This window comes from Nocardioides baculatus (genome assembly GCF_016735675.1).
GTDB classification, from domain to species: domain Bacteria; phylum Actinomycetota; class Actinomycetes; order Propionibacteriales; family Nocardioidaceae; genus Nocardioides; species Nocardioides baculatus.
This window is the reverse complement of record NZ_JAERSG010000008.1, coordinates 101,639-124,376: the sequence shown is the minus strand read 5'-3', so window position 1 is coordinate 124,376 and position 22,738 is coordinate 101,639. Positions and strand designations below refer to the sequence as shown.

Annotated in this window: 23 protein-coding genes; 16 read left to right on the top strand and 7 right to left on the bottom strand. The window is 72.3% G+C overall.

The genetic code is table 11. The features are described from left to right. Positions 1-20: 20 nt before the first annotated feature. From JI751_RS20470 to JI751_RS20455, 4 genes are read left to right on the top strand one after another with little or no spacing between them, the layout of a single operon-like run. Entirely contained in the window at positions 21-557 is a 537-nt protein-coding gene (locus JI751_RS20470) for an SPFH domain-containing protein (protein WP_201940695.1), read from the top strand. Further along, complete coding sequence (locus JI751_RS20465) at positions 554-982, top strand: TrkA C-terminal domain-containing protein (protein ID WP_201940693.1); 429 nt, start codon at positions 554-556, stop codon at positions 980-982. Before JI751_RS20470 ends, JI751_RS20465 begins: the two co-directional genes overlap by 4 nt. Next, a complete protein-coding gene (locus JI751_RS20460; protein ID WP_307814427.1) occupies positions 979-2,271 on the top strand; it encodes an ArsB/NhaD family transporter in 1,293 nt (430 codons plus the stop codon). Before JI751_RS20465 ends, JI751_RS20460 begins: the two co-directional genes overlap by 4 nt. Before the next feature lie 14 nt (positions 2,272-2,285). Then, entirely contained in the window at positions 2,286-3,014 is a 729-nt protein-coding gene (locus JI751_RS20455; protein ID WP_201940692.1) for an SDR family NAD(P)-dependent oxidoreductase, read from the top strand. Here the strand turns inward: JI751_RS20455 and JI751_RS20450 are convergent. Further along, on the bottom strand, positions 3,011-3,499 hold the full coding sequence (locus JI751_RS20450) for an AAA family ATPase (RefSeq protein ID WP_201940690.1): 489 nt from the start codon (positions 3,497-3,499) through the stop codon (positions 3,011-3,013). The genes JI751_RS20455 and JI751_RS20450 overlap by 4 nt on opposite strands. A gap of 91 nt (positions 3,500-3,590) precedes the next feature. On the opposite strand from JI751_RS20450, the gene JI751_RS20445 reads away from it, so the two are divergent. The 4 genes from JI751_RS20445 to JI751_RS20430 are packed head-to-tail and all read left to right on the top strand — an operon-like array spanning position 3,591 to position 12,145. Beyond that, entirely contained in the window at positions 3,591-4,526 is a 936-nt protein-coding gene (locus JI751_RS20445; RefSeq protein WP_201940688.1) for a carbamate kinase, read from the top strand. Positions 4,527-4,547: 21 nt separating this feature from the next. Continuing rightward, positions 4,548-5,654, top strand: a complete 1,107-nt coding sequence (gene bar, locus JI751_RS20440; protein ID WP_201940684.1) for a barbiturase — start codon at positions 4,548-4,550, stop codon at positions 5,652-5,654. 60 nt (positions 5,655-5,714) lie between these two features. Continuing rightward, positions 5,715-8,945 (top strand): ATP-dependent helicase, encoded by a 3,231-nt coding sequence (locus JI751_RS20435; protein WP_307814425.1) that lies wholly within the window; start codon positions 5,715-5,717, stop codon positions 8,943-8,945. Beyond that, positions 8,942-12,145 (top strand): ATP-dependent helicase, encoded by a 3,204-nt coding sequence (locus tag JI751_RS20430; RefSeq protein ID WP_307814423.1) that lies wholly within the window; start codon positions 8,942-8,944, stop codon positions 12,143-12,145. The genes JI751_RS20435 and JI751_RS20430 overlap by 4 nt, the downstream gene beginning before the upstream one ends. 309 nt (positions 12,146-12,454) lie before the next feature. On the opposite strand, the gene deoD is transcribed toward JI751_RS20430, so the two are convergent. Next, positions 12,455-13,165, bottom strand: a complete 711-nt coding sequence (gene deoD, locus JI751_RS20425) for a purine-nucleoside phosphorylase (RefSeq protein ID WP_201940683.1) — start codon at positions 13,163-13,165, stop codon at positions 12,455-12,457. A 32-nt stretch (positions 13,166-13,197) separates the two neighbouring features. On the opposite strand from deoD, the gene nudC reads away from it, so the two are divergent. Further along, positions 13,198-14,121, top strand: coding sequence for an NAD(+) diphosphatase (gene nudC / locus JI751_RS20420; protein ID WP_307814422.1), 924 nt, complete (start codon positions 13,198-13,200; stop codon positions 14,119-14,121). 4 nt (positions 14,122-14,125) lie between these two features. On the opposite strand, the gene JI751_RS20415 is transcribed toward nudC, so the two are convergent. Continuing rightward, the gene (locus JI751_RS20415; protein WP_201940681.1) at positions 14,126-14,581 is read right to left on the bottom strand and encodes a ScoMcrA-related endonuclease; all 456 of its coding nucleotides are present in this window, start codon (positions 14,579-14,581) and stop codon (positions 14,126-14,128) included. A 33-nt stretch (positions 14,582-14,614) separates the two neighbouring features. Beyond that, on the bottom strand, positions 14,615-14,866 hold the full coding sequence (locus tag JI751_RS20410; RefSeq protein ID WP_201940679.1) for a mycoredoxin: 252 nt from the start codon (positions 14,864-14,866) through the stop codon (positions 14,615-14,617). A gap of 149 nt (positions 14,867-15,015) precedes the next feature. On the opposite strand from JI751_RS20410, the gene JI751_RS20405 reads away from it, so the two are divergent. The 4 genes from JI751_RS20405 to JI751_RS20390 all read left to right on the top strand — a co-directional run bounded on the left by JI751_RS20405 (position 15,016) and on the right by JI751_RS20390 (position 18,405). Next, positions 15,016-17,058: an ATP-dependent DNA helicase UvrD2 gene (locus tag JI751_RS20405; protein WP_307814421.1), complete on the top strand. Its 2,043-nt coding sequence runs from the start codon at positions 15,016-15,018 to the stop codon at positions 17,056-17,058. Between the two features lie 442 nt (positions 17,059-17,500). Beyond that, positions 17,501-17,869 (top strand): WhiB family transcriptional regulator, encoded by a 369-nt coding sequence (locus tag JI751_RS20400; RefSeq protein ID WP_201940675.1) that lies wholly within the window; start codon positions 17,501-17,503, stop codon positions 17,867-17,869. After that, on the top strand, positions 17,823-18,113 hold the full coding sequence (locus tag JI751_RS20395) for a putative WhiB-interacting protein (RefSeq protein WP_504739131.1): 291 nt from the start codon (positions 17,823-17,825) through the stop codon (positions 18,111-18,113). The genes JI751_RS20400 and JI751_RS20395 overlap by 47 nt, the downstream gene beginning before the upstream one ends. Positions 18,114-18,231: 118 nt before the next feature. After that, positions 18,232-18,405 (top strand): hypothetical protein, encoded by a 174-nt coding sequence (locus tag JI751_RS20390; RefSeq protein WP_201940819.1) that lies wholly within the window; start codon positions 18,232-18,234, stop codon positions 18,403-18,405. A gap of 16 nt (positions 18,406-18,421) precedes the next feature. Here JI751_RS20390 and JI751_RS20385 read toward each other — a convergent pair whose 3' ends face one another. Beyond that, the gene (locus JI751_RS20385; protein WP_201940671.1) at positions 18,422-18,937 is read right to left on the bottom strand and encodes a hypothetical protein; all 516 of its coding nucleotides are present in this window, start codon (positions 18,935-18,937) and stop codon (positions 18,422-18,424) included. 126 nt (positions 18,938-19,063) lie between these two features. Continuing rightward, the gene (locus tag JI751_RS20380) at positions 19,064-19,222 is read right to left on the bottom strand and encodes a DUF5679 domain-containing protein (protein WP_090969683.1); all 159 of its coding nucleotides are present in this window, start codon (positions 19,220-19,222) and stop codon (positions 19,064-19,066) included. A 193-nt stretch (positions 19,223-19,415) separates the two neighbouring features. Here JI751_RS20380 and JI751_RS20375 point away from each other — a divergent pair, with 193 nt between their 5' ends. From JI751_RS20375 to JI751_RS20365, 3 genes are all read left to right on the top strand, one after another. Then, positions 19,416-20,222 carry an enoyl-CoA hydratase/isomerase family protein gene (locus JI751_RS20375; protein WP_201940669.1) on the top strand — a complete coding sequence of 269 codons (807 nt, stop codon included), beginning with the start codon at positions 19,416-19,418 and terminating at the stop codon, positions 20,220-20,222. A 296-nt stretch (positions 20,223-20,518) separates the two neighbouring features. Continuing rightward, complete coding sequence (locus JI751_RS20370; RefSeq protein ID WP_307814420.1) at positions 20,519-21,556, top strand: PHP domain-containing protein; 1,038 nt, start codon at positions 20,519-20,521, stop codon at positions 21,554-21,556. Between the two features lie 52 nt (positions 21,557-21,608). Then, positions 21,609-22,148, top strand: a complete 540-nt coding sequence (locus JI751_RS20365) for a M48 metallopeptidase family protein (protein ID WP_201940667.1) — start codon at positions 21,609-21,611, stop codon at positions 22,146-22,148. Between the two features lie 173 nt (positions 22,149-22,321). Here JI751_RS20365 and JI751_RS20360 read toward each other — a convergent pair whose 3' ends face one another. Continuing rightward, positions 22,322-22,708 (bottom strand): hypothetical protein, encoded by a 387-nt coding sequence (locus tag JI751_RS20360; RefSeq protein ID WP_201940665.1) that lies wholly within the window; start codon positions 22,706-22,708, stop codon positions 22,322-22,324. Positions 22,709-22,738 lie beyond the last annotated feature (30 nt).

The window sequence follows — 22,738 nt, the reverse complement described above, 5'->3', positions numbered from 1 at the left end:
GCCCGCCGAAGACTGGGCGCATGCCCCCGCCGGACGAGAACACCGTCGTCGACCCGACCGGCACGGCCTGGGTCGTCTGGCTGGTGATCGTCGGGCCGGGGCTGCTGTTCGCGACCTTCGCCTGCGTACGTCGGGCAGGTCCCGGCGAGCTCGTGGTGGTCGTCCGGCACGGCCGGGTGGTCCGCGCGCGACGCGAGGGGTTCATCGCGCGGGTGCCCTTCCTCCAGACCTTCGCGACCGTCACCGCGGGGCCGCACGTCGTGCCGCTGGTGATCCGGTCCCGCACTGCCGACGGCGTCGACGTGGTCGCGATGGCCGACCTGACGCTGGAGGTGCAGCGGGTCGAGCCGGGCGTCGAGCACGTCCCGACCGCGACCGTCGTACGCGTCGCGGAGGAGGCGGTGGGCGCCGCGGTCGCGCAGGTCGAGGTGTGCTCGCTCGTCGACGACCTCGCTGCCCTGGAGTCGCGGTGGCCGTCCGAGGTCGGTCGCCGGCTGCCCGACGGCACGGAGGTGGCCGCCCTGGCCGTCACCGAGGTCGAGGCGAGGCTGACGTGAGGGAGACGCCGTACGTCCTCGAGGTCGCCGTCTCGGTCGCGCTGATCGCGTCGGCCATCGGGTTCGCGATCGGCCTCGCGATCGGCCGCGGCCGGCAGCCGCGCTGGCAGGAGAAGGGCAGCTTCGTGCACAAGGTGTCGATCGGCTTCGCCACCCTCGACCGCCTCGACGCCGTGCTGCTGCGCTTCGAGGTCGAGCCGGCGTCGCGCCTGTCCGGCGTCGAGGTCGGCGAGCTCCGGCTGCCGTCCGGGTCGTCGGTGGCCCTCGTCGCCCGCGGCACGGACGTGATCGTGCCGCAGGACCGCAGCGTGCTGCGGACCGGTGACCAGGTGCTCGTCGTCGCCGCCCTCGGACAGGTCACCGAGGTCGAGGACCGGCTGCGGTCGGTCAGTCGCTACGGCCGGCTGGCGGGCTGGGCCGCGTGATCCTGACCTCCGCCGCGCTGGCGGTCTTCATCGTCGCCTATGCCCTGATCGCGACCGAGCGCGTCCACCGCGTCGCCGCCGCGCTCGGCGGTGTCGCCGGCATGGTCGTCATCGGGCTCGTCGACGCCGAGACCGCCTTCTTCGAGGAGCACACCGGCGTCGACTGGAACGTCATCTTCCTGCTCTTCGGGATGATGATCATCGTCGGCGTCCTCAAGCAGACCGGCCTCTTCGAGTTCCTCGCGCTCTGGGCGGCCAAGAAGTCCGGCGGGCACCCCTACAAGCTGCTGGTCCTGCTCGTCCTCGTCGGCGCCGCGGTCGCGCCGATCCTCGACAACGTCACCTGCGTGCTGCTCGTCGCACCGGTCACGCTGTCGGTCTGCCGGCGGCTCGACCTGCCCTCGGCGCCGTACCTCATCTCCCTCATCCTCGCCTCCAACATCGGCGGGATGTCGACGCTGATCGGCGACCCGCCCAACATCATCATCGGCAGCCGGGCAGGGCTGAGCTTCACCGACTTCCTCGTCCACTCGCTGCCGCTGACCGTCATCCTGCTGGTGCTCTTCGTGGTGATGGCCCGGTGGTTGTTCCGCAAGGACCTCACGCGGATGGGCAACGTGCACGGGCTCGACGACCTCCGCCCGGCGGACGCGATCACCAACGTCCGGATGCTCCGTCGCTCGCTCGTCGTGCTGGTCCTGGTGATGATCGCCTTCAGCCTCCACACCGTGCTCCACCTCGACCCGTCCGTGGTCGCGATGATGGGCGCCGGCGCGACCGTGCTCGTCTCCCGCACCGAGCCCGAGGAGTTCCTCGAGGAGGTCGAGTGGGACACCCTTGCGTTCTTCATGGCCCTCTTCGTGCTCGTCGGCGCACTCGTGCAGGTCGGCGTCATCGGGGCGATCAGCGCGTGGGCGGCCGGGGCGATGGGGGACCGTGAGCTGCTCGGTGCGACGGCGCTGCTGTTCGGCTCGGGCATCATCGGCGCGTTCGTCGACAACATCCCCTACACGACCGCGACCGTCCCGGTGGTCGAGGAGATGGTCGCCACGACGGGTGCGAGCGGCGCCGACAGCCCGCTGTGGTGGGCCTTCGTCTTCGGCGCCGACCTCGGCGGCAACGCCACCGCGGTCGCCGCCGGCGCCAACGTCGTGGTGCTCGGGATCGCGGCGAAGGCGGGGGAGCCGATCAGCTTCTGGGGCTTCACGAAGTACGGCGTGCAGGTGACCGTGATGACGCTGGTCGTCGCGTGGGGCTGGGTCTACCTCCGCTACTTCGCCCTCGGGTGAGGTAGACACCTCCCATGCGCACCCTGGTCACCGGCGGCACCCGCGGCATCGGCGCTGCGGTCGCCCGGCGGCTCGCCGCCGACGGGCACGACCTCGTGCTCGGCCACGCCCGCGACGAGTCGGCCGCGGACCGGACGGCGTCGGCGTGCCGCGAGCTCGGCGTCTCGTGCACGACGGTGCGTGGCGACCTCACCACCGACGCCGGGATCGACTCCTTGTTCGCCGAGGCCGGCGACCTGACCGGTGTGGTCAACAACGCCGGCGCGACGCTGCACGTCGGCCCGCTCGCCGACACCCCACCCGACGTCGTACGCGCGACGGTGGACCTCAACCTCACCTCGGCGCTGCTGGTCGCGCGCGCGGCCGTCCGTGCCCTCGGCCGTTCGCACGGTGGCGGTGGCGGGGTGCTCGTCAACATCAGCTCCGGCGCCGCGACCATCGGCTCGCCGGGGGAGTACGTCCAGTACGCCGCCGCCAAGGCCGGTGTCGACGCGCTCACCCTCGGCCTCGCGCAGGAGGTGGCGGGCGACGGCGTCCGGGTGGTGGGTGTGGCGCCGGGCATCATCGAGACCACCATCCACGCGGACGCGGGCGAGCCGGGCCGCGTTGAGCGGGTCGGACCGCTCGTCCCGCTGGGTCGCGCGGGGTTGCCGGACGAGGTGGCGAACGCCGTCGCCTGGCTGCTGTCCGACGAGGCGTCCTACGTCACCGGCACGACGCTGCGGGTCGCGGGCGGCCGCTAGCGGGAGAGCCGCTCGATCTCGTCGACGACCTCGGCCAGTGGCCGCGTCGAGTCGATCGGGACGGCGTCGGCGGGGATGTCCTCGCGGGACCTGTGGAGCCGCAGCACCAGCGCCGTCTCCTCCGGGTCGCCGCCCCACTCGTCCGCCGGCCGGGCCGCGAGCCGCTCGACCAGGGTCGCCTCGTCCAGCTCGAGCACGAAGACCTCGTCGAAGAGGTCGATGAAGCGGGCGAAGTTGCGGGACCCGCCGCAGAAGTACGTCGCCGGGGTGCCGTGGTCGGCGACGATCCGCCGCACCTCGGCCACGTCCCACACGTGGTGCTCGTGGACGTGGCCGGGCAGCGGCTCGCCGGTGATGGGGTCGCCCTGGTATGCCAGCACCCGGTCCCCGTGCACGACGTGGTGTCCCCGGCGCTCGAGCTCGGTGGCCACCGTCGTCTTGCCCGCACAGGAGACGCCTTCGACGAGGTAGTTGCGCACGCCCATCGGCCCAGTATCAAGTATTGCCAGCGAAACCCTCTGTCGTTGGCCGAATCTGCCGTGGGGACGGAGTGGCCGCGATCACTACGGTTGCGCCATGAGGGTCCTGCTCGCGCTCGGCGGCAACGCGATGACGAACGCCGACGGCCGCGCGCGCCCGGAGGACCAGATCGCCGCCGCCCAGGTCGCCATGGCCGCGGTCGCCGGTCTCCTCGAGCACGACCACGAGGTCGTCATCACCCACGGCAACGGTCCCCAGGTCGGCAACCTCCTGGTGAAGAACGAGCTGGCCGCGGCCGTCGTACCTCCCGTCCCGCTGGACTGGTGCGGTGCGCAGACGCAGGCCACGCTCGGCTTCGTGCTGATGGACGCGCTCGACCGCGAGCTCGCCGTCCGGTCGGTCGACCGCCGCAGTGCCGCGGTCGTGACCCGCACGCTCGTCGACGCCGACGACGAGGGCTTCACCACGCCCACCAAGCCGATCGGCCGCCACCTCCCCGAGGCCGAGGCCAAGGTCCTGATGGGCCACGGCGAGACCTGGGAGGACCGCGGTGAGAAGGGCTGGCGCCGCGTCGTCGCCTCGCCCGAGCCGCGGGAGATCCTCGACGCGCCGGCCGTGCTCGCGCTGATCGAGTCCGGCTTCGTCGTGATCGCCAACGGGGGTGGCGGCATCCCGCACGTACGCCGTCCCGACGGCTCGCTCGTCGGTGTCGAGGCCGTCATCGACAAGGACCTCGGCGCGTCGCTCCTCGCCGACACGACGGGCGCCGACGTCCTCGTCATCGCCACCGACGTACCCCACGCCGTCGTCCGCTGGGGCCGTCCCGACGCCGAGCCGCTCGGCCGCCTCACCGTCGCCGAGCTGCGGGCGTACGCCGACGAGGGCCACTTTGCGTCCGGCTCGATGGGGCCCAAGGTCGACGCCGTCTGCCGGTTCGTCGAGACCACCGGCCGCACCGGCGTCATCACCAGCCTCGACCAGATCACCGCAGCGGTCGCCGGCGACGCCGGCACCGTCGTCGTACCCGCCTGACCCGTCCCGAAAGGAAACCGCATGCCCAGCGCCATCGAAGTCCGCAAGGTCCCGATCCACTCGGTCGCCGACGCCTCGGAGCTCACCAAGCTCATCGACGAGGGCACCATCGCGGCCGACCGCGTCTTCGCCATCATCGGCAAGACCGAGGGCAACGGCGGCGTCAACGACTACACCCGGATCATCGCCGACCGCGCCTTCCGCGAGGCGCTCGTCGCCAAGGGCGCCGACCCCGAGCAGGTCAAGGGCGTCCCGATCGTGTGGTCGGGCGGCACCGACGGCGTGATCAGCCCCCACGCCACCATCTTCGCGACCACCGACGTGCCCGAGGACGACCCGTCGCGCGAGGAGATGCGGCTCACCGCCGGCTTCGCGATGAGCGAGCCGCTCCTGCCCGAGGAGATCGGCTACGTCGCGATGATCGAGAAGGTCGCCGCCGGTGTGAAGGTCGCGATGGAGCGCGCCGGGATCACCGACCCCGCCGACGTGCACTACGTGCAGACCAAGACCCCGCTGCTGACCATCCACACCATCCGCGACGCCAAGTCGCGCGGCAAGACCGTGTGGACCGAGCACACCCACGAGTCGATGGACCTCTCCAACGGCACCACCGGCCTCGGCATCGCCGTCGCCCTCGGCGAGATCGAGATGCCCACCGACGCCGACGTCATGCACAACCGGGAGCTGTTCTCCTCGGTGGCGTCCTGCTCCTCGGGCGTCGAGCTCGACCAGGCGCAGATCGTCGTCGTCGGCAACGCGTTGGGCGTCGGCGGCAAGTACCGCATCGGCCACTCGGTGATGAAGGACGCGCTCGACGCCGACGGCATCTGGGAGGCGATCCGCTCCGCCGGCCTCGACCTGCCCGAGCGCCCCCGCACCGACGACCTCGACGGCCGGCTCGTCAACGTCTTCCTCAAGTGCGAGGCCAGCCAGGACGGCATGGTCCGCGGGCGCCGCAACGCGATGCTCGACGACTCCGACGTGCACTGGCACCGCCAGATCAAGGCGTGCGTCGGCGGCGTCACCGCCGCCGTCACGGGTGACCCGGCCGTCTTCGTGTCGGTCTCCGCGGCCCACCAGGGTCCCGAGGGCGGCGGCCCCGTCGCCGCGATCGTCGACCTGTCCTGATCCACCACCCTCCGCGGGGCCGGCAGCCAACTGTCGGTCCCGCGTGATGGGGTGTCGCCTGTGAGTACGACGACCCGCTACCGGCTGGTGGCCCCCGACCGCTCGGTCGTGGTGCCCGAGCTCGACGAGCACCAGCAGCGCGTCGTCGACCACGAGGGCGGCCCGCTCCTCGTCCTCGCCGGTCCCGGCACCGGCAAGACGACGACCCTCGTCGAGGCGATCGTCGACCGCATCGAGCACCGTGGCGCCTCGCCCGACGCGGTGCTCGCCCTCACCTTCTCCCGCAAGGCCGCCGAGCAGCTGCGCGACCGGGTGACCGCACGTGTCGCGCGCACGACGGCCGCCTCCTCGTGCTCGACGTTCCACTCCTTCGCCTACGCCCTGGTGCGCAAGTACGCGCCGGCCGAGCTCTACGAGGGCGCCATCCGGCTGCTGTCCGCACCGGAGGCAGACGTGGTGCTGCGCGAGCTGCTCCGCGACAACCCGGAGTCGGTCGTCTGGCCCGACCAGCTGCGCCGGGCCGTCGGCACGCGCGGGTTCGTGCGCGAGGTGCAGGCCGTGCTGGCGCGTGCTCGCGAGAAGGGGCTGGACCCCGCCGGTCTCCGCGCGTTGGGCATCGAGCACGACCTGCCCGAGCTGATCGCCGCCGGTCTGTTCCTCGAGCAGTACCTCACGGTCCTCGACAACCTCGGCGCCACCGACTACTCCGACCTGATCCGCCGCGCAGTGATCGAGGCCGAGACCCACCGCGACGAGCTGCGGGCCCGCTGGTCACACGTCTTCGTGGACGAGTACCAGGACACCGACCCCGGCCAGGTCGCCCTGCTCCGGGCGCTGGCCGGCGACGGCCGCAACCTCACCGTCGTGGGCGATCCGCACCAGTCGATCTACGGCTTCCGCGGCGCCGACGTCCGGGGCATCCTCGACTTCCCGGCCGCCTTCCCGACGAGCGCGGGCACTCCGGCGCCGGTGGTGGTGCTGCGACGCACCCGACGCTTCGGTCCGCGGATCCTGCTCGCCGCCGGTCGCGTGGCGGCCCGGCTCACGCTGACCGGCAGCATCAGCGCGGACGCGCGCGACGCCTTCCTGTCCCCGGAGGCCGTCCCCGGCCCGCAGGGCGACGGTCGCGTCGAGGTGATCACCTACGACACCGAGCGGGCCGAGGCGGAGCGGCTGGCCGACCTGCTGCGCCGCGCGCACCTCGAGGACGGCATCGCGTGGGAGCGGATGGCGGTCCTCGTCCGGTCGGGCCGCACCAGCATCCCGCCCCTGCGCCGCGCGCTGGCCGCGGCAGGCGTACCCGTCGAGGTGGCCTCCGACGACCTGCCGCTCGTCCGCGACCCGGCCGTCATCCCGCTCCTCGACGCGCTGCGTGCCGTGGTCAACCTCGACAACGACGACCCCGACTCACCCGACTACCTCGACCCCGGTCGGGTCGAGTCGCTGCTCCTGTCGCCCCTCGGCGGCCTCGACGCCTCCGACCTGCGCGCCCTCGTCCGCCGCCTCCGCACCCGCGAGAAGGAGCTGGCCGACCCCGACGCGCGCCGCACCTCGCGCGAGCTGCTGCGGCTGGCCGTGGTCGAGCGGGGCTTCCTCGACGGGATCGAGGGACCTGACGTGGAGCGGGCCGCGGCCCTCGCCGACCTGCTCGCCGAGGGCGCCCGGATGCTCACCGAGCGGGCGGGTGTCGAGGACCTGCTCTGGCACCTCTGGTCGTCGACGTCCTGGCCCGAGCGGCTCCGTCGCCAGGTCGACGTCGCCGGCGCCGGCGCCCGGCGGGCCCACCGCGACCTCGACGCGATCGTCGCGCTCTTCGAGCTCGCCTCGCGCGCCGTCGACCAGCGCGACCACGTCGGCGTCGGTGCGTTCTTCGCCAGCGTCGTCGCCCAGCAGCTCCCGGCCGACACCCTCGCCGAGCGCGGGGTCCGCGGCGCGGCCGTCCGGCTGCTGACCGCCCACCGCTCCAAGGGCCTCGAGTGGGACCTCGTCGTCGTCGCCCACGTCCAGCAGGAGGGCTGGCCCGACCTGCGTCGTCGGACGACCCTGCTCGGCGCCGACCGCATCGGCGTCGACGGTGCCGGGCACCCCGACCTCGTACCCCCGGTGACCTCGCGTGCGCTGCTGATGGAGGAGCGCCGGCTCTTCTACGTCGCCTGCACCCGCGCCCGCCGCCGCCTGGTCGTGAGCGCGGTGAAGTCGCCCGACGACGACGGTGAGCAGCCGTCCCGCTTCCTCGAGGAGCTGGGCGTGACGATCGAGCACCAGGACGGCCGCCCGCCGCGACCGCTGTCGCTGGGCGGACTCGTCGCCGAGCTCCGCCGCAACGCCGCCGACCCGCTCGTGCCGCCCGCCCTGCGTGAGGCCGCCGCACGGCGGCTGGCCGCACTCGCGGCAGAGGAGGTCGACGGCCGCCAGCTGGTGCCGGCCGCAGACCCGTCCACGTGGTGGGGCACCCGGAGCGCGACGCGGTCGGTCGAGCCGATCCGCGACCCCGAGCGACCGGTCCCGATCTCCGCCAGCATGCTCGAGTCGATCCTGGTCTGCCCGGCCCAGTGGTTCTTCGAGCGCGAGGCCGGCGGGGTGTCGGCCGTGCACCAGTCCGCCAACCTCGGCCAGGTCCTCCACGCCCTCGCCGAGCGGGTCGCCGACGGCGAGCTGCCCGCCGAGGTCGATCCGCTGATGGCCGAGGTCGAGGCGATCTGGGACCGGCTCGCGTTCCGCACCCCGTGGTCGCGCCAGCGCGAGCTCGCCCGGATCCGCAAGGCCGTGGGCCGCTTCGTCCAGTGGCACACCACCAACCCGCGGGAGTTCCTGGGCGCCGAGCAGCGCTTCCAGAGCGTCGTCGACGTCGACGGTCGCCCGGTCATGCTCACCGGTTTCGCCGACCGCCTCGAGATCGACGACGCGGGGCGCGTGGTCGTCGTCGACTTCAAGAGCGCCCGCGCGGCGCCGACCGGGCCTGCTGTCGCGGCCAACCTCCAGCTCGCCCTCTACCAGTACGCCGTGGATGCGGGCGCCGTCGACGAGGCGGCGGGCCGGTCGGTCGCCTCGGGCGGCGCCGAGCTGGTGCAGCTCGGCATCGACGACGAGTCCGCCGTCGCCAAGGTCCAGGCCCAGCCGGCCCACGACGACGCCGGCGCCGAACGCCTGGTCCTGCGCGCCGGTCTCGCCCGCGCCGCCCAGCTGGTGCGGGACGAGACCTTCCCCGCGGTGGCCGGCCAGCACTGCCGCGACTGCCCGTTCGTCGCCATCTGCCCCGCCAAGGGCGCCGGGAGCGTGACCGTCCAGTGACCGAGCCGCGCGACACACCCACCCGTGAGCCCCTCCGCATCGACACCCCCGAGGACCTGCGGGTCCTCATGGGAGCCGAGCACGCCGCCAGTGACGAGCAGTGGGCGGCGATCACTGCCCCGCTCCGCCCGACCGTCGTGGTCGCCGGCGCCGGCAGCGGCAAGACGACCCTGATGGCGCAGCGCGTCGTCTGGCTGGTCGCCACCGGCAAGGTCCGTCCCGAGGAGGTCCTCGGCCTGACCTTCACCACCAAGGCCGCCGCCGAGCTGCGCCACCGGGTCACGGCTGCGCTCGGCGCCGCCGGACTGCTCGACCGGTCGGTCGTGGCCGAGGGCGAGGACGTCCTCGAGCCGACGGTCGCGACCTACCACGCCTACGCGGCCGCGCTCCTCACCGACCACGGGCTGCGGATCGGCCACGAGCCCGACACCAGAGTCGTGTCCGACGCCTCGCGCTACCAGCTCGGCGCCCGGGTGATCGAGCGGTTCACGGGCCACATCGAGCTGCTGACCGACCATCCCGCGACCGCCATCCAGAACCTCCTCGCCCTCGACGGCGCGATGAGCGAGCACCTCGTCGACGAGGACGACGTACGCCGCACCGACGAGGAGGCACGCCGCGGATTCGAGCGTGCGATCGCCGAGGAGCAGGCCGGCAAGGCCCGCAAGACCTACCTCGAGCCGCCCGCGAAGGCGATCAACGCGATCGACCGCCGGGCTGAGCTGCTCCAGCTCGTCCGCGGCTACCGCACCCTCAAGGCCGACCTCGGGCTGATGGACTTCGGCGACCAGATCGCCCTCGCCGCCCGGCTCGTCGACGACCAGCCCGAGGTGGGCGAGCTCGAGCGGGCGCGGTTCAAGGTCGTCATGCTGGACGAGTACCAGGACACCTCCGTCGCCCAGGCCACCATGCTCGCCCGGCTCTTCGGCGGCGGTCACCCGGTGATGGCGGTCGGCGACCCCAACCAGGCGATCTACGGGTGGCGCGGCGCGTCGGTCTCCAACATCCTCAACTTCGCCGAGACCTTCCCGGCCGCCGACGGTGAGGCCGGGCGGCTCCCGCTGACGGTCAACCGCCGCTCGGACCGCCGCATCCTCGAGGTCGCCAACCGGCTGGCCGAGCCGCTGCTCGCGGCCTACGGCGACAAGGTCGCCCGGCTCCGCGCGTCCGAGATCGCGGGGGAGGGCCGCGTCGAGGCCCGCGTCTTCGAGCGGGCGTCCGACGAGCTGGCGTGGCTCACCGCATCGGTGCGCGAGGTCCACGAGTCGGGGACCGCGTGGTCCGACATCGGCGTGCTGAGCCGCGACAACGCGCAGGGCGAGGAGGTCTACGACACCCTCACGTCTGCCGGGATCCCGGTGGAGATCGTCGGCCTCTCGGGCCTGATCCGGCTGCCCGAGGTCGCCGAGGTCGTGGCGACCCTGACGCTGATGCACGACGTCACGGCCAACTCGTCGATGCTCACCCTGCTGACCGGCCCGCGGTGGGCGATCGGTCCACGCGACCTGAGGTTGCTGGCGATGCGTGCGGCCGAGATCGCCGGCGTACGCGGCCGCAAGGAGGCCGCATCCGTCGCCGACCACCTGCTCCAGATCGCCGACGGGATCGACGCCTCGGAGCTGCCCGCGCTGAGCGACGCCGTCGAGTCACCCGGCGAGGCGGCCTACTCCGCCGAGGCGCTCGACCGCTTCGCCCTCCTCGCCACCGAGCTGCGCAGGCTTCGGTCCCATGTCGGCGACCCGCTGCTCGACGTGGTGCGCCGGATCATCGACACCACCGGCGTCGACGTCGAGCTGGCGTCCGCGACCTCGCCCGCCGCGGCGGCGCGCCGCGACAACCTCGACCTCTTCGTCAAGGCGGTCGCGGAGTTCCAGTCCGTCGACGGCGACGTGACGCTCCCGGCGCTACTGGCCTACCTCACCGCCGAGGACGACCAGGGCAACGGCCTCGACGTCGCGACGCCGACCGCCGCCGACTCGGTCAAGCTGCTCACCGTCCACCGGGCCAAGGGCCTCGAGTGGTCGTCCGTCTTCTGCGTCGGCGTCGGCGAGACGAAGTTCCCGAGCAACCGCTCGCGCACCCTGTGGACCTCCTCACCCGCGGTCCTGCCGGCGCCGCTGCGGGGCGACCGAGCCGACCAGCCGCAGCTGACCGGCCACGACAAGGGCGCGCTCGACGCCTACCGCGCCGCCACCAAGGCCCACGACGCCGAGGAGGAGCTGCGCCTCGGCTACGTCGCGTTCACCCGCGCGGCGCACCACCTCTCGGTGACGTCCTACGTCTGGGGCCAGCGGGCGACGCCGTTCGGTCCCTCCGACTACCAGGCCGTGGTCCGCGACCAGCTCGAGGAGTGGGGCGAGCCGGTCGAGCACTGGCTGGACAAGCCGCCGCCGAAGTCGCCCAACCCCAACGACGACGTCGACCCCTCCCGCCCGTGGCCCGTGCCGGGCCCGGGGGAGGAGGCGAGCAGACGGCTGGCCGCCGCCGAGCTCGTCAGGCGCGTCGACCCGACCGCACCTGACGAGGACCTCGACATGGTCGAGGCCGCACGGGTCGCGGAGTGGGACGAGGACCTCGCGCAGCTGCTCACCGAGGCGCGGGCCGAGCGTGCCGCGATCGTCGACCTCGAGCTCCCCGACAGCCTGTCCGCCACCTCGGTGGCGCGCCTGCGCGACGATCCCGAGGCCTTCGCCCGCGAGCTCGCCCGTCCGATGCCGCGACCGCCCGCTCCCGCTGCCCGTTTCGGCACGGCGTTCCACGCCTGGGTCGAGCACCGGTTCGGCCAGCAGGCGCTCATCGAGCCCGACGAGCTGCCCGGTCGCGCCGATGCCGGGATCGACGACGAGGCCGACCTCGGTGAGGTGGTCAAGCGGTTCGAGGACGGCCCGTTCGGCGATCGTGCGCCCCACGCGGTCGAAGCACCCTTCGCGCTCGTCCTCGCCGGCCAGGTCGTCCGCGGCCGGATCGACGCGGTCTACACCGAGCCCTCAGGTGGCTTCCTCGTCGTCGACTGGAAGACCAGCCGCCACGAGACCTCCGACCCCCTCCAGCTCGCCCTCTACCGTCTCGCGTGGTCTGAGCTCACCGGCACGCCGCTGGAGGACGTCCGCGCCGCGTTCCACTACGTCCGGAGCGGCCGTACTGTCGAGCCCCCCGACCTGCCCGACCGCGCGGCGCTCGAGACCCTGCTCGCCCTCTGAGCCGTCGGCGCGACCTCCCCGCGCCCCTGTGCGTCGGTGAGTGGCGGCGAACGACAGTGCCGGGTTGGTGGGTGGCGGCATACGAACAGTCCCCGGGATGTTGGGTGGCGGCATACGACAGCGAAATGCCCTTGGGGGATGTCGTGTGCCGCCACCCAGCCGGGAGCGGGTGTCGTGTGCCGCCACCCAGCCGGGAGCGGGTGTCGTGTGCCGCCACCCAGCCGGGAGCGGGTGTCGTGTGCCGCCACCCAGCCGGGAGCGGGTGTCGTGTGCCGCCACCCAGGCGGACGGAGCGGAGGCCGAGAAGGATCAGGCCAAGGCAGCGGTGAGCGCGATCTCGACCATCTCGCCGAAGGTCTGCTCGCGCTCCTGCGAGGTCGTCTCCTCGCCAGTGACGATGTGGTCGGAGACGGTGCAGATCGCGAGCGCCTTGCGGCGGTACTTCGCGGCGAGCGTGTAGAGCCCGCTGGCCTCCATCTCGACGCCGAGGACGCCGTACTTCACCATCTCGCCGAGGAGCTCGGGGCGGGCGGAGTAGAACGAGTCGCTGGAGAAGATCAGGCCGACGTGGAACGGCGAGCCACCCTCGCGTGCCTCGGCCGCCTCCACGGCGCCGCGCAGCAGCCCGAAGTCCGCGACGGGTGCGTAGTCGAGGCCGTGGAAGGCGATGCGGTTCATCGAGGAGTCGGTGCAGGCGCCGGAGGCGATGATGACGTCGCGGACCGCGACGTCGTCGGTCACCGCGCCGCACGAGCCGACCCGGACGACGGACTGCACGTCGTAGTCCTTGAACAGCTCGTTGACGTAGATCGCCATCGACGGCTGGCCCATGCCGGATCCCTGGACGGAGACCGGCTGGCCGTTCCACGTGCCGGTGAAGCCGTACATCCCGCGCACCTCGCTGTAGCAGCGGGCGTCGTCGAGGAAGGTCTCCGCGATCCACTTCGCCCGCAGCGGGTCGCCGGGCAGGAGGACGGTGGAGGCGATGTCGCCGGACTGGGCGCCGATGTGCGTGCTCACGCCGCGCACGCTACCGACTAGCGTGGGAAAGCGTGAGCTCCGAGCGCCTCCTCCCGCACGCCGCACTGTCGGCCCACGCACACAACCGCATCGGTCTGCGCCGCACGGACCAGGACTGGCTCGACGAGCGGATGTCCGACCCCGCGACGCGGGTGCTGGTGGTGTCCGGCAACCGCCTCCGGCCCGTCGACGGCGCGGTCGACTGGGTCTCGCCCGACCAGGCGCCCGACGGCACGCTGGTGCTCCTCGGCGACCGGGACGACACCGTCCACGTCGCGGTCATCGTCAGGCCCGAGGACGCTCCCGGCGACCCGGCGGAGTGGGTGCCCCTGAGGGACGTGCTGACGCTGCTGGCGGACGGTACGCCGGACCAGGCGCCGCTCGTCATGCACGCGATCGGGCTGGCCGAGTGGCACCACGCGACGCGCTTCTGCCCGCGCTGCGGAGGCACCCTGGTCAGCCGGGCCGCCGGTCACGAGCTGCGGTGCACGCAGTGCGACCGTCCGCAGTTCCCACGCACCGACCCGGCCGTGATCATGGCGATCACCCACGGGGACGGTGACGACGAGGCGATCCTGCTGGGCCGCAACCGCGCCTGGCCGCCCGGTCGCTGGTCCACGCTCGCCGGGTTCTGCGAACCGGGGGAGACCCTCGAGGACGCCGTACGCCGCGAGGTCGACGAGGAGGTCGGCGTACGGGTCGGCGAGGTGAGCTACTTCGGCAGCCAGCCGTGGCCGCTGCCCGCCAGCCTGATGCTCGGCTTCATCGGGCGTGCGACCAGCACGGAGATCGACGTGGACGGCGCCGAGATCGAGGAGGCTCGCTGGTGGACGCGCGCCGACTTCGAGGCGGCGGGCCGCTCCGGCGAGCTCGTGGTGCCGCGCGGCATCTCGATCTCGTCATCGCTCATCGAGTCGTGGTTCGGCCGCCCGCTGGACGGGCCGGGCTGGGACTAGCCGGTCAGTCGCACTGGTCGCAGATGCCCGTGGCAGGCATCGCGATGAAGCAGCGGGGGCACAGGTTGTCGACGATCCGGTCGCTCGCGGCGACCCGGGGGCGCGGGGTGGCGCGCGGCGCCGCTGCTGCCCGCGGCATGCGCGGCGTCGTCGCCTTCGTTCCCGGGACCCGCTGGGGAGCCGGCGGCGAGTCGTCGCGGATCTGGAAGCCCAGCCGCGTCAGCGCCTTGCTCGCCCCGGCCGAGCCGCCCGGCACCTCGGCAGGCGTCAGCGTGTTGCCGGTCGCGAGTCCGTGGGCGATGCCCACGATCGCGGCCGCGTCGTACTCCCGACCGGCGTGCAGCAGCACGTGGGTCGACACGCCGCCGCGTACCAGCATGTAGTTGGATCCGCCGGCCTTGTCCCACGTCTCGATCGCGGTGAGGACATGGGGGCGGTCGATCGAGTTCAGCAGTGACACGACGTCAGGCTAACCCCGGTTGCTTCCCGGCCCTCAGGCCAGGGCCGCGAGCTTGTCCTTGACCGCAGCCACGGAGGGGTTGGTCAGGGTGCTCCCGTCGGAGAAGAGAAGGGTCGGCACGGTCTGGTTCCCACCGTTGGCCTGCTCGACGGTGAACGCCGCGTCGGGCTGCTGCTCGATGTCGACGATGTCGAAGGTGATCCCCTCGCGATCGAGCTGGCTCTTGAGGCGGTGGCAGTAGCCACACCACGGCGTGGTGAACATCGTGAACTGGTTCTCGGACATGCCTGGTCCAACGACGCCGTCGGCGCGGGCATTCCCGTGCGACGGGTCGCAGTCGGCCGGGTCCGGGCTGTGGAGAGCGGCCGGCCGGCTGTCGGTCGCGGCGCATAGGGTTGACGCGTTCGTCCACCCACCCCCGCCAGGAGCCGACGTTGCTCGATGCGCTCGATCCCGAGCAGCGACAGGTCGCCGAGGCGCTGCGCGGTCCGGTCCGCGTGCTGGCGGGTGCCGGCACGGGCAAGACGCGAGCGGTCACCCACCGCATCGCCCACGGTGTCGCCACCGGGGTCTACGCGCCCACCGAGGTCCTCGCGCTGTCCTTCACCACGCGGGCGGCGGGCGAGATGCGCGAGCGGCTGCGGGCCCTGGGTGCGCCCGGAGTGCAGGCCCGGACGTTCCACTCCGCCGCCCTGCGCCAGCTCCGGTTCTTCTGGCCGCGCGTCCACCAGCGTGAGCTCCCCGAGCTGACCCAGTCCAAGCTGGGCATGCTCGCCCTCGCCGCGCGCCGCCAGCGGCTCGCCACCGACCAGGCCACCCTGCGCGACCTCGCGAGCGAGATCGAGTGGGCCAAGGTCAGCAACGTCTCCCCGGACTCCTACGCCGCCCTGGCCAGGGCGCGCGGCCGCTCGGTCGCCGGGCTCGAGCCCGAGGTGGTCGCGCGGGCGTTCGGCGCCTACGAGGAGGTCAAGCGCGACCAGGGCCGGATGGACATGGAGGACGTGCTCCTCTTCGGTGCCGGCCTGCTCGCCGACAACGAGGCTGTCGCCGCGCAGGTGCGCCGCCAGTACAAGTGGTTCGTGGTCGACGAGTTCCAGGACGTCTCGCCGCTCCAGCACGCGCTGCTCGACCTGTGGCTCGGTGGCCGTGACGAGCTGTGCGTCGTCGGCGACCCGGCCCAGACGATCTACTCCTTCGCGGGAGCCGACGCGCGCTACCTCCGCGAGTTCGGCACGCGCTTCCCGTCGGCCACCAGCGTCGAGCTGGTCCGCAACTACCGCTCCACGCCCGAGGTCGTGGCCGGCGCCAACACGCTCCTGGCCGGCACGGCCAGCCAAGGCGTCGCGCTCGTCGCCCAACGACCCGGCGGCGCGAAGATCACCTTCCGCGAGGCCACCGACGAGGTGGCCGAGGCAGACGCCGTCGCCGACCGCGTCGCCGCGCTGCGTGCGCAGGGCATGCCTGCCAGCCGGATGGCGGTGCTGCTCCGGATCAACGCGCAGTCCGAGCGCTTCGAGGAGGCGCTCGCCGCCCGCGGGCTGCCCTACGTCGTACGCGGTGCGGCACGGTTCTTCGACCGTCCCGAGGTGCGGCAGGCGATCACCCTCGTCCGCGGTGCCGCGCGCAGCGGCGAGGCGTCCGGACCCGTGGCCGAGGCGGTGGTCGCCGTCCTGTCGCAGATGGGCCACTCCGTCCAGCCGCCGGAGGGCAGGGGAGAGGTGCGCAACCGCTGGGAGTCGTTGCAGGCCCTCGTCGACCTCTCGATCGACTTCGCGCGCGAGCAGCCCGAGGCCTCGCTCGGCGACTTCGTCGACGACCTCGACCGCAGGGCCGGCGAGCAGCACGCGCCGGTCGCCGACGCCGTCACCCTGGCCACGATCCACTCCGCCAAGGGCCTCGAGTGGGACGCCGTCTTCGTCGCCGGCATGCACGAGAAGATGATGCCGATCTCGCAGGCGCAGACCCCGGCCGAGGTCGAGGAGGAGCGCCGCCTGCTCTACGTCGCGATGACCCGCGCCCGCGACGAGCTCACCGTCTCGTGGGCGAGCGCCCGCGAGCCCGGCGGCCGCGGCAACCGCGGTGCGTCGCCGTTCCTCGCACCCCTGCTCGACGGGGTGCCCGGCGTCTCCACGCAGCGCCGTGAGCGCAGCAAGCGCAACCGCGCGGCGATGCACTGCCGCGAGTGCGGACGCCCCCTCTCGAGTGCCCAGGAGAAGAAGATCGGCCGCTGTGGCGACTGCCCTGCCTCCTACGACGAGGCGCTGTTCGAGCGGCTCCGCGAGTGGCGCCTGGCCCGGGCGGCTCAGGACAGCGTCCCGGCGTTCGTGATCTTCACCGACGCGACACTGCAGCTCATCGCCGAGCACACCCCGGCCGACGAGAAGGGTCTGCGGTCCATCAGCGGAGTGGGTCCGAGCAAGCTGACCAAGTACGGCGACGAGGTGCTCGCGCTGGTCGCCGACGGGTCCAAAGGATGAATCCGGAAACTTTTTGAAGTAATACCCACAAAATCGTTTGCCCCTGACGCGGAGCAGGGTCTAGCGTTCCTCTCACAACCCACGCGCATGGGATCCCTGACAAGGATCCGCGCCCTATGCCCCGAAGGAGGTGGCCCTGATGGAGAACTACACGAAGACGATGACGGCTTGGACGCCGTCCTTCGGCATGTCCACCCTCGGCCGCCCCTGCGCGCACTCGCGTGCACTCGGTGCCGGCGTGGTGGCTGTCCAGGGCGACGCCGCCATCGTTCGGATCAAGGGCGATTTCCCGGGTTCTCCTACCTGGAGTCCGTCGACATAGGTGACTCACCTACATCGGCAGCCTCCAGGCCGCGGAACCCGACACCGGGATCCGCGGCTTTTCTGTTTGTCCAGTCCATCAACACCCGCGATCAGGTCAACGAGTAGGAGGTGAATACACATGACCATCAGCGTTCTCGACCGCAACCGAGCTGCCGACGCCACCCAGGCACCCCTGGGAGCACTGCACGACGCAGCCGCCGGAGTGGATGAGGAGTTGCTGCCCTGCCGCGTCAACGACGCCGAGCTGTGGTTTGCCGAGTCCCCTGCGGACGTGGAGCACGCCAAGGCTCTCTGCGTCGACTGCCCCGTGCAGGCGCTGTGCCTCGACGGAGCCCTCGAGCGGCGTGAGCCGTGGGGCGTCTGGGGAGGCGAGCTCTTCCTCCAGGGCGTGGTGATCCCGCGCAAGCGGCCGCGAGGCCGGCCCCGCAAGTCCGACCAGGTTGCTCACGCGGCCGAGCAGAAGCAGAAGGACGGGGCCGCCGCGTAGGCGCCACCGCACACCTCCCACTCAGGAAACACAAGGAATCACGACCGACATGAAGACCTACCGAAACGGAAGCAACGACATGAATCTCATGCATGAAGAACTCGCACGCGCGCAAATGTCCGCGCGCCTGGGAGAGGCGCACGAAATGCGTCGTGGCCACCAGCTGGCCATGGCACGTCGGATGAGCCGCAAGGCCGAGCAGGCCGCGCAGCAGGCGCGTCTCGCCCTCGCCCGCGCGATCTGAGCCCTCGCCCTGATCGCGGGTGAGCACCACGAGCCGGTACGTCGTCACGGTGACGACGTGCCGGCTCGTCGGCATTTCCGCACCCGGGCGGGGTGTGACGGGGAGTAGCGTCGCTCGCGTGAACGACGACGAGACCGTCACGTGCAGCTACTGCGGGACCCAGGCGCCGGCGGCCGAGGCGTTGAGCTGGACGACGGCCGTCGAGCGCGGTCGTCAGCAGCGGTTCTGCGTCACGTGCTCGCGGGAGAACCTGCGGGCGATGGAGGGCAAGCTCGACAGCGAGTGGTGGTGAGCCCGTGCCGAGCGGGTCAGGCCGTGTCGAACCAGGCGCACCCGCAGTAGGGGTGGCGCTCCCACCGTCGCTCTGCCGGCAGCGGGTGGTGGTCGTGGCGCCACGACGTCAGCCACGTGTGCGGCGGCTCCCCGGCCGACCAGGCGGCGAGGTCGCGCGCAGCCGCGCCGGCTGCCAGGGCGAGCAACGGTCGCGGCATCTCCGGGACAGGTGTCGTCGGGCGGTCGTCGAGCACGGCCGCTGCGACGCACCGGGCGCACGGACCCACGCCCGGTGCCGCCCACGGGCCGACCTCGATCGCCCACGGCGTGACGCCGACGAGCAGGTGGGGGAGCGAGTCGACGCTCCAGCCATCGACGACGGCTGAGACCGTACGGCCGGGCGCGAGGGCGATCCCCACGGGAGCGGAGTCGTCCACGACGATCCCGGCGACCGCGAGGGCGGCCAGCACCTGCGTGTGCCACGCGGCCGGGCAGTCGAGCTGGGCGCGCCGGCCGACGGCGTACGGGCTGGGGGAGAGCGGGCGGGACATGCCACGGACGGTGCCAGACGCAGAGCCGCCGTGGAGCGTCGTGCACAGGGGAATTCACGTGCCACGAATGCAGCAGCGGCGCCACCCGGTGGGTGACGCCGCTGCTAGATGCTCAAGGGGTGAGTCTCACGCCTTGCCGAGGATGCGGTTCAGGTTGGTACCGCAGACCGGGCAGACGCCCTTGGCCATCTTGGTGCCCTTGTCGTTGACCTTGATCTCGCCCTCCGCCTCGCGCTTCTCCTTGCACTTGACGCAGTAGAACTCACCGCTCCAGGTCTCCGCCATGACGGCCTCCTTGCTTTGTTTCTTCTTGGTCGTCGCGACGGGGTTGTCGAAGGGGAAGCCCGCCGGGGAAAGCCGGCGGTTGCCGGCGATCCGTCGACGACCCTACGCCACGCGTGGCCCACGCTCACGCACCACACGCGCTGAGCGTGAAACCGGGTGATTCCACGCTCAGCCCGATCAGTACCCTCGGGGCATGCCCGCCGACCTCTCCGACCTTGCCCACCTGCGTCTCGAGCAGCCCTCCGAGGGGGTCGTGCTGCTCACCCTCGACAACCCCGACATGCGCAACGCGATGAGCGACGAGATGACCTCGTCGTGGGTCACGGCGATCGACGCGATCGCCGCCGACCCGTCCGTGCGCGCGGTCGTGGTCACCGGGGAGGGGAGTGCCTTCTGCTCGGGCGGCAACACGTCCTGGATCGCCAGCGAGCCCGACGCCAGCGTCGACCGGCTGCGGACGCGGATGCTGCCGTTCTACCGGGCCTGGCTCTCGATCCGACGGCTGGAGGTGCCGACCATCGCCGCGGTCAACGGCGCAGCGATCGGCGCAGGGCTGTGCCTCGCGCTGGCCTGCGACATCCGCTACGCCGCCGCCGGTGCGAAGCTCGGGCTGCCCTTCAACAAGCTGGGCATGCACGCCGGGATGGCGGGCACCTGGCTGCTGCCCGACGTGGTCGGCCCCGCCCACGCGCGCGACCTGCTCCTCACCGGTCGCGTCGTCGAGGCCGACGAGGCGCTGCGGCTCGGGCTGGTCTCGCGTGTGGTCGACCCCGGAGGGTTCCTCGACGACGTCCTGGACACGGCGGCCGGGATCGCCGCCACCGCACCCATCGCGAGCCGGCTCACCAAGATCGCGCTGGCCGACGGTGGCCACGGCGACTTCGAGTCCGCCCTGCAGTGGGAGGCGCTCGCCCAGCCGCTGACCCTCGCGACGGCCGACCTCCAGGAGGGGATCGCCGCGGCGAAGGAGAAGCGGGCGCCGCAGTTCCGCGGCCGCTAGCCACACGGGAACGAAGAAGGGGCCCCGCAGCCGTCGACGCCTGCCTTCCCCTGCTGACGTCGAGGAGCCGTGGGGCCCTTCTGAGGGAGCACGCTAGGAGGCGCACCGGCGCCGGTCAACGGGGCGGCGTCCACGCCTGTGGACAACGCTGTGGAGGCGGTGTGCAGAGGGCTCGATCGCCCGTGGAGGACTGCGCCTGCGGTGGGGAGAGCCCTGTGGGCGACACGCCTGGGCGGTCGTCGTACTGTGCGGGTGACCAGCGCGTACGGCGCGAGCGTGCCTGTGGAGGAGAAAAAGTGAGCGACCAGACCGCCCGGGGACCGGTCGCCACCCTGCGCCGGATCGCGTTCCTCATGGAGCGCCAGCGCGAGGAGAGCCGGCGGATCGAGGCGTTCCGCAACGCCGCGCGCACGATCCTGCCGCTGCCGGAGGACGAGGTACGCAGCCGGGCCGAGGCCGGCACGCTCACCGAGCTCCCCGGGATCGGACCCAGCACCGCCGCGGTGATCACCGATGCGTGCAACGGCGTGGTCCCCGAGCGGCTGGTCAAGCTCGAGAAGACCGCTGGCCCGCTCGCGACGGGCGGTGAGGAGCTCCGCGCCCGGCTGCGCGGCGACCTCCACTCCCACAGCGACTGGTCCGACGGCGGGTCGCCGCTGGAGGAGATGGCGATGACCGCGATGGAGCTCGGTCACGACTACCTCGTGCTCACCGACCACAGCCCGCGGCTCCGGGTGGCCAACGGCCTCAGCGCCGAGCGGCTGACCCGCCAGCTCGGCGTCGTCGACGCCGTCAACGAGCACCTCGGCGGCGCCTTCACCCTCCTCAAGGGGATCGAGGTCGACATCCTCGACGACGGGTCGCTCGACCAGACCGACGAGATGCTCGGCCGCCTCGACGTCCGCGTGGCGTCGGTCCACTCCAAGCTCCGGATGGACGCGGCGCCGATGACGAAGCGGATGATCGGCGCGGTGCGCAACCCGCACACCAACGTCCTCGGCCACTGCACCGGTCGGCTGGTCACGGGCAACCGGGGTGTGCGGCCGCAGAGCACGTTTGACGCGAAGGCCGTCTTCACCGCCTGTGCCGAGGAGGGGGTCGCGGTCGAGATCAACTCGCGCCCCGAGCGGCGCGACCCGCCAACCCGGCTGCTGGAGCTCGCTCGGGACCTCGGCTGCCTGTTCTCGATCGACTCCGACGCCCACGCGCCCGGCCAGCTCGACATGCTCGACTACGGCGCCGCCCGGGCCACCGAGGCGGGCATCGACCCCGACCGGATCGTCACGACCTGGGAGCGCGACCGGCTCCTGGAGTGGGCCGGCGCGCGGCTCTGACGCCCAGCGCGTCAGCGCGTCCACTGTGGGTGGCGAGGGTTAGGTTCGGGTCATGAGCTCGTCGTCGCCGACCGCCGAGGTGGAGGTGCGCCGTTCGCGTCGCCGCCGGCGCACCGTGTCGGCCTACCGCGACGGCGAGCGGATCGTGGTGCTGATCCCGGCGACGATGAGCAAGCGCGACGAGGCGACGTGGGTCGCCGACATGGTCAAGCGGATCGAGCGGCAGGAGCGGCGCAAGCTGCGCTCCGACGACGACCTGGTCGCGCGTGCCGCGACCCTCAACGACCTCTACCTCGGCGGGCTCGCGGTTCCGGCCTCGGTGCGCTGGGTGACCAACCAGCACGCCCGCTGGGGTTCCTGCACGCCGGGCGACCGGACGATCCGGCTCAGCGACCGGCTCCAGCAGATGCCGAGCTGGGTCGTCGACTACGTGCTGGTGCACGAGCTGGCGCACCTGCTCGAGGCCGGTCACACGGCCGAGTTCTGGGCCTGGGTCGACCGCTACCCGAAGGCCGAGAAGGCGAAGGGCTACCTCGAGGGATTCTCCACCGGGGCCCGTCTCGAGCCGCCCCCGGGTGTCGATCCCGAGTAGTTCTCCACGCCCTGGCAACGGTGGCCTCAAGGTCTCCCGGAGGTTCCCGTGAGGCCGGAGTAGTTGAACGATCCAGAACCTAATCTGGTCCAGACCGACCGGGGGCGTCAGCAGGCCCGGCCTTCTGTGCAACGTGGGGATCTCGTCGTGACCGGAACTACTCCGAGCCGCCGTCAAGTCGTGCGCGCCGGCGCGTGGACCGTGCCTGCGATCGCCGTGGCGAGTGCTGCGCCCGCGTTTGCAGCGTCGGGGGCCAACCTGTCGACCAGCAACGGCTCCGTCGTGCGTGCGACCGGTGGCAACCAGTTCCTGACCGCCACGATCAACCTGATCAACAACGGCACCGCCGCGACGACTGATCTCACGATCACATTCACCGTTCCCGGCCTCACCTCCGCTGCCACTGTCCCCGCCACCAACAGCGGTTGGAGCCAGACGGCGATCAACACGACTGCCGGGACGGTGACCTTCACGCGGACGGGCTCGCAGATCTCGTCGGGACCTCCCCCGGGGACGCTGAGCTCTGTCTTCACGTTCCAGCGGAGCCAGAACGGGAGCACGACGGTATACGTAGACGCCGATCCAGGGTC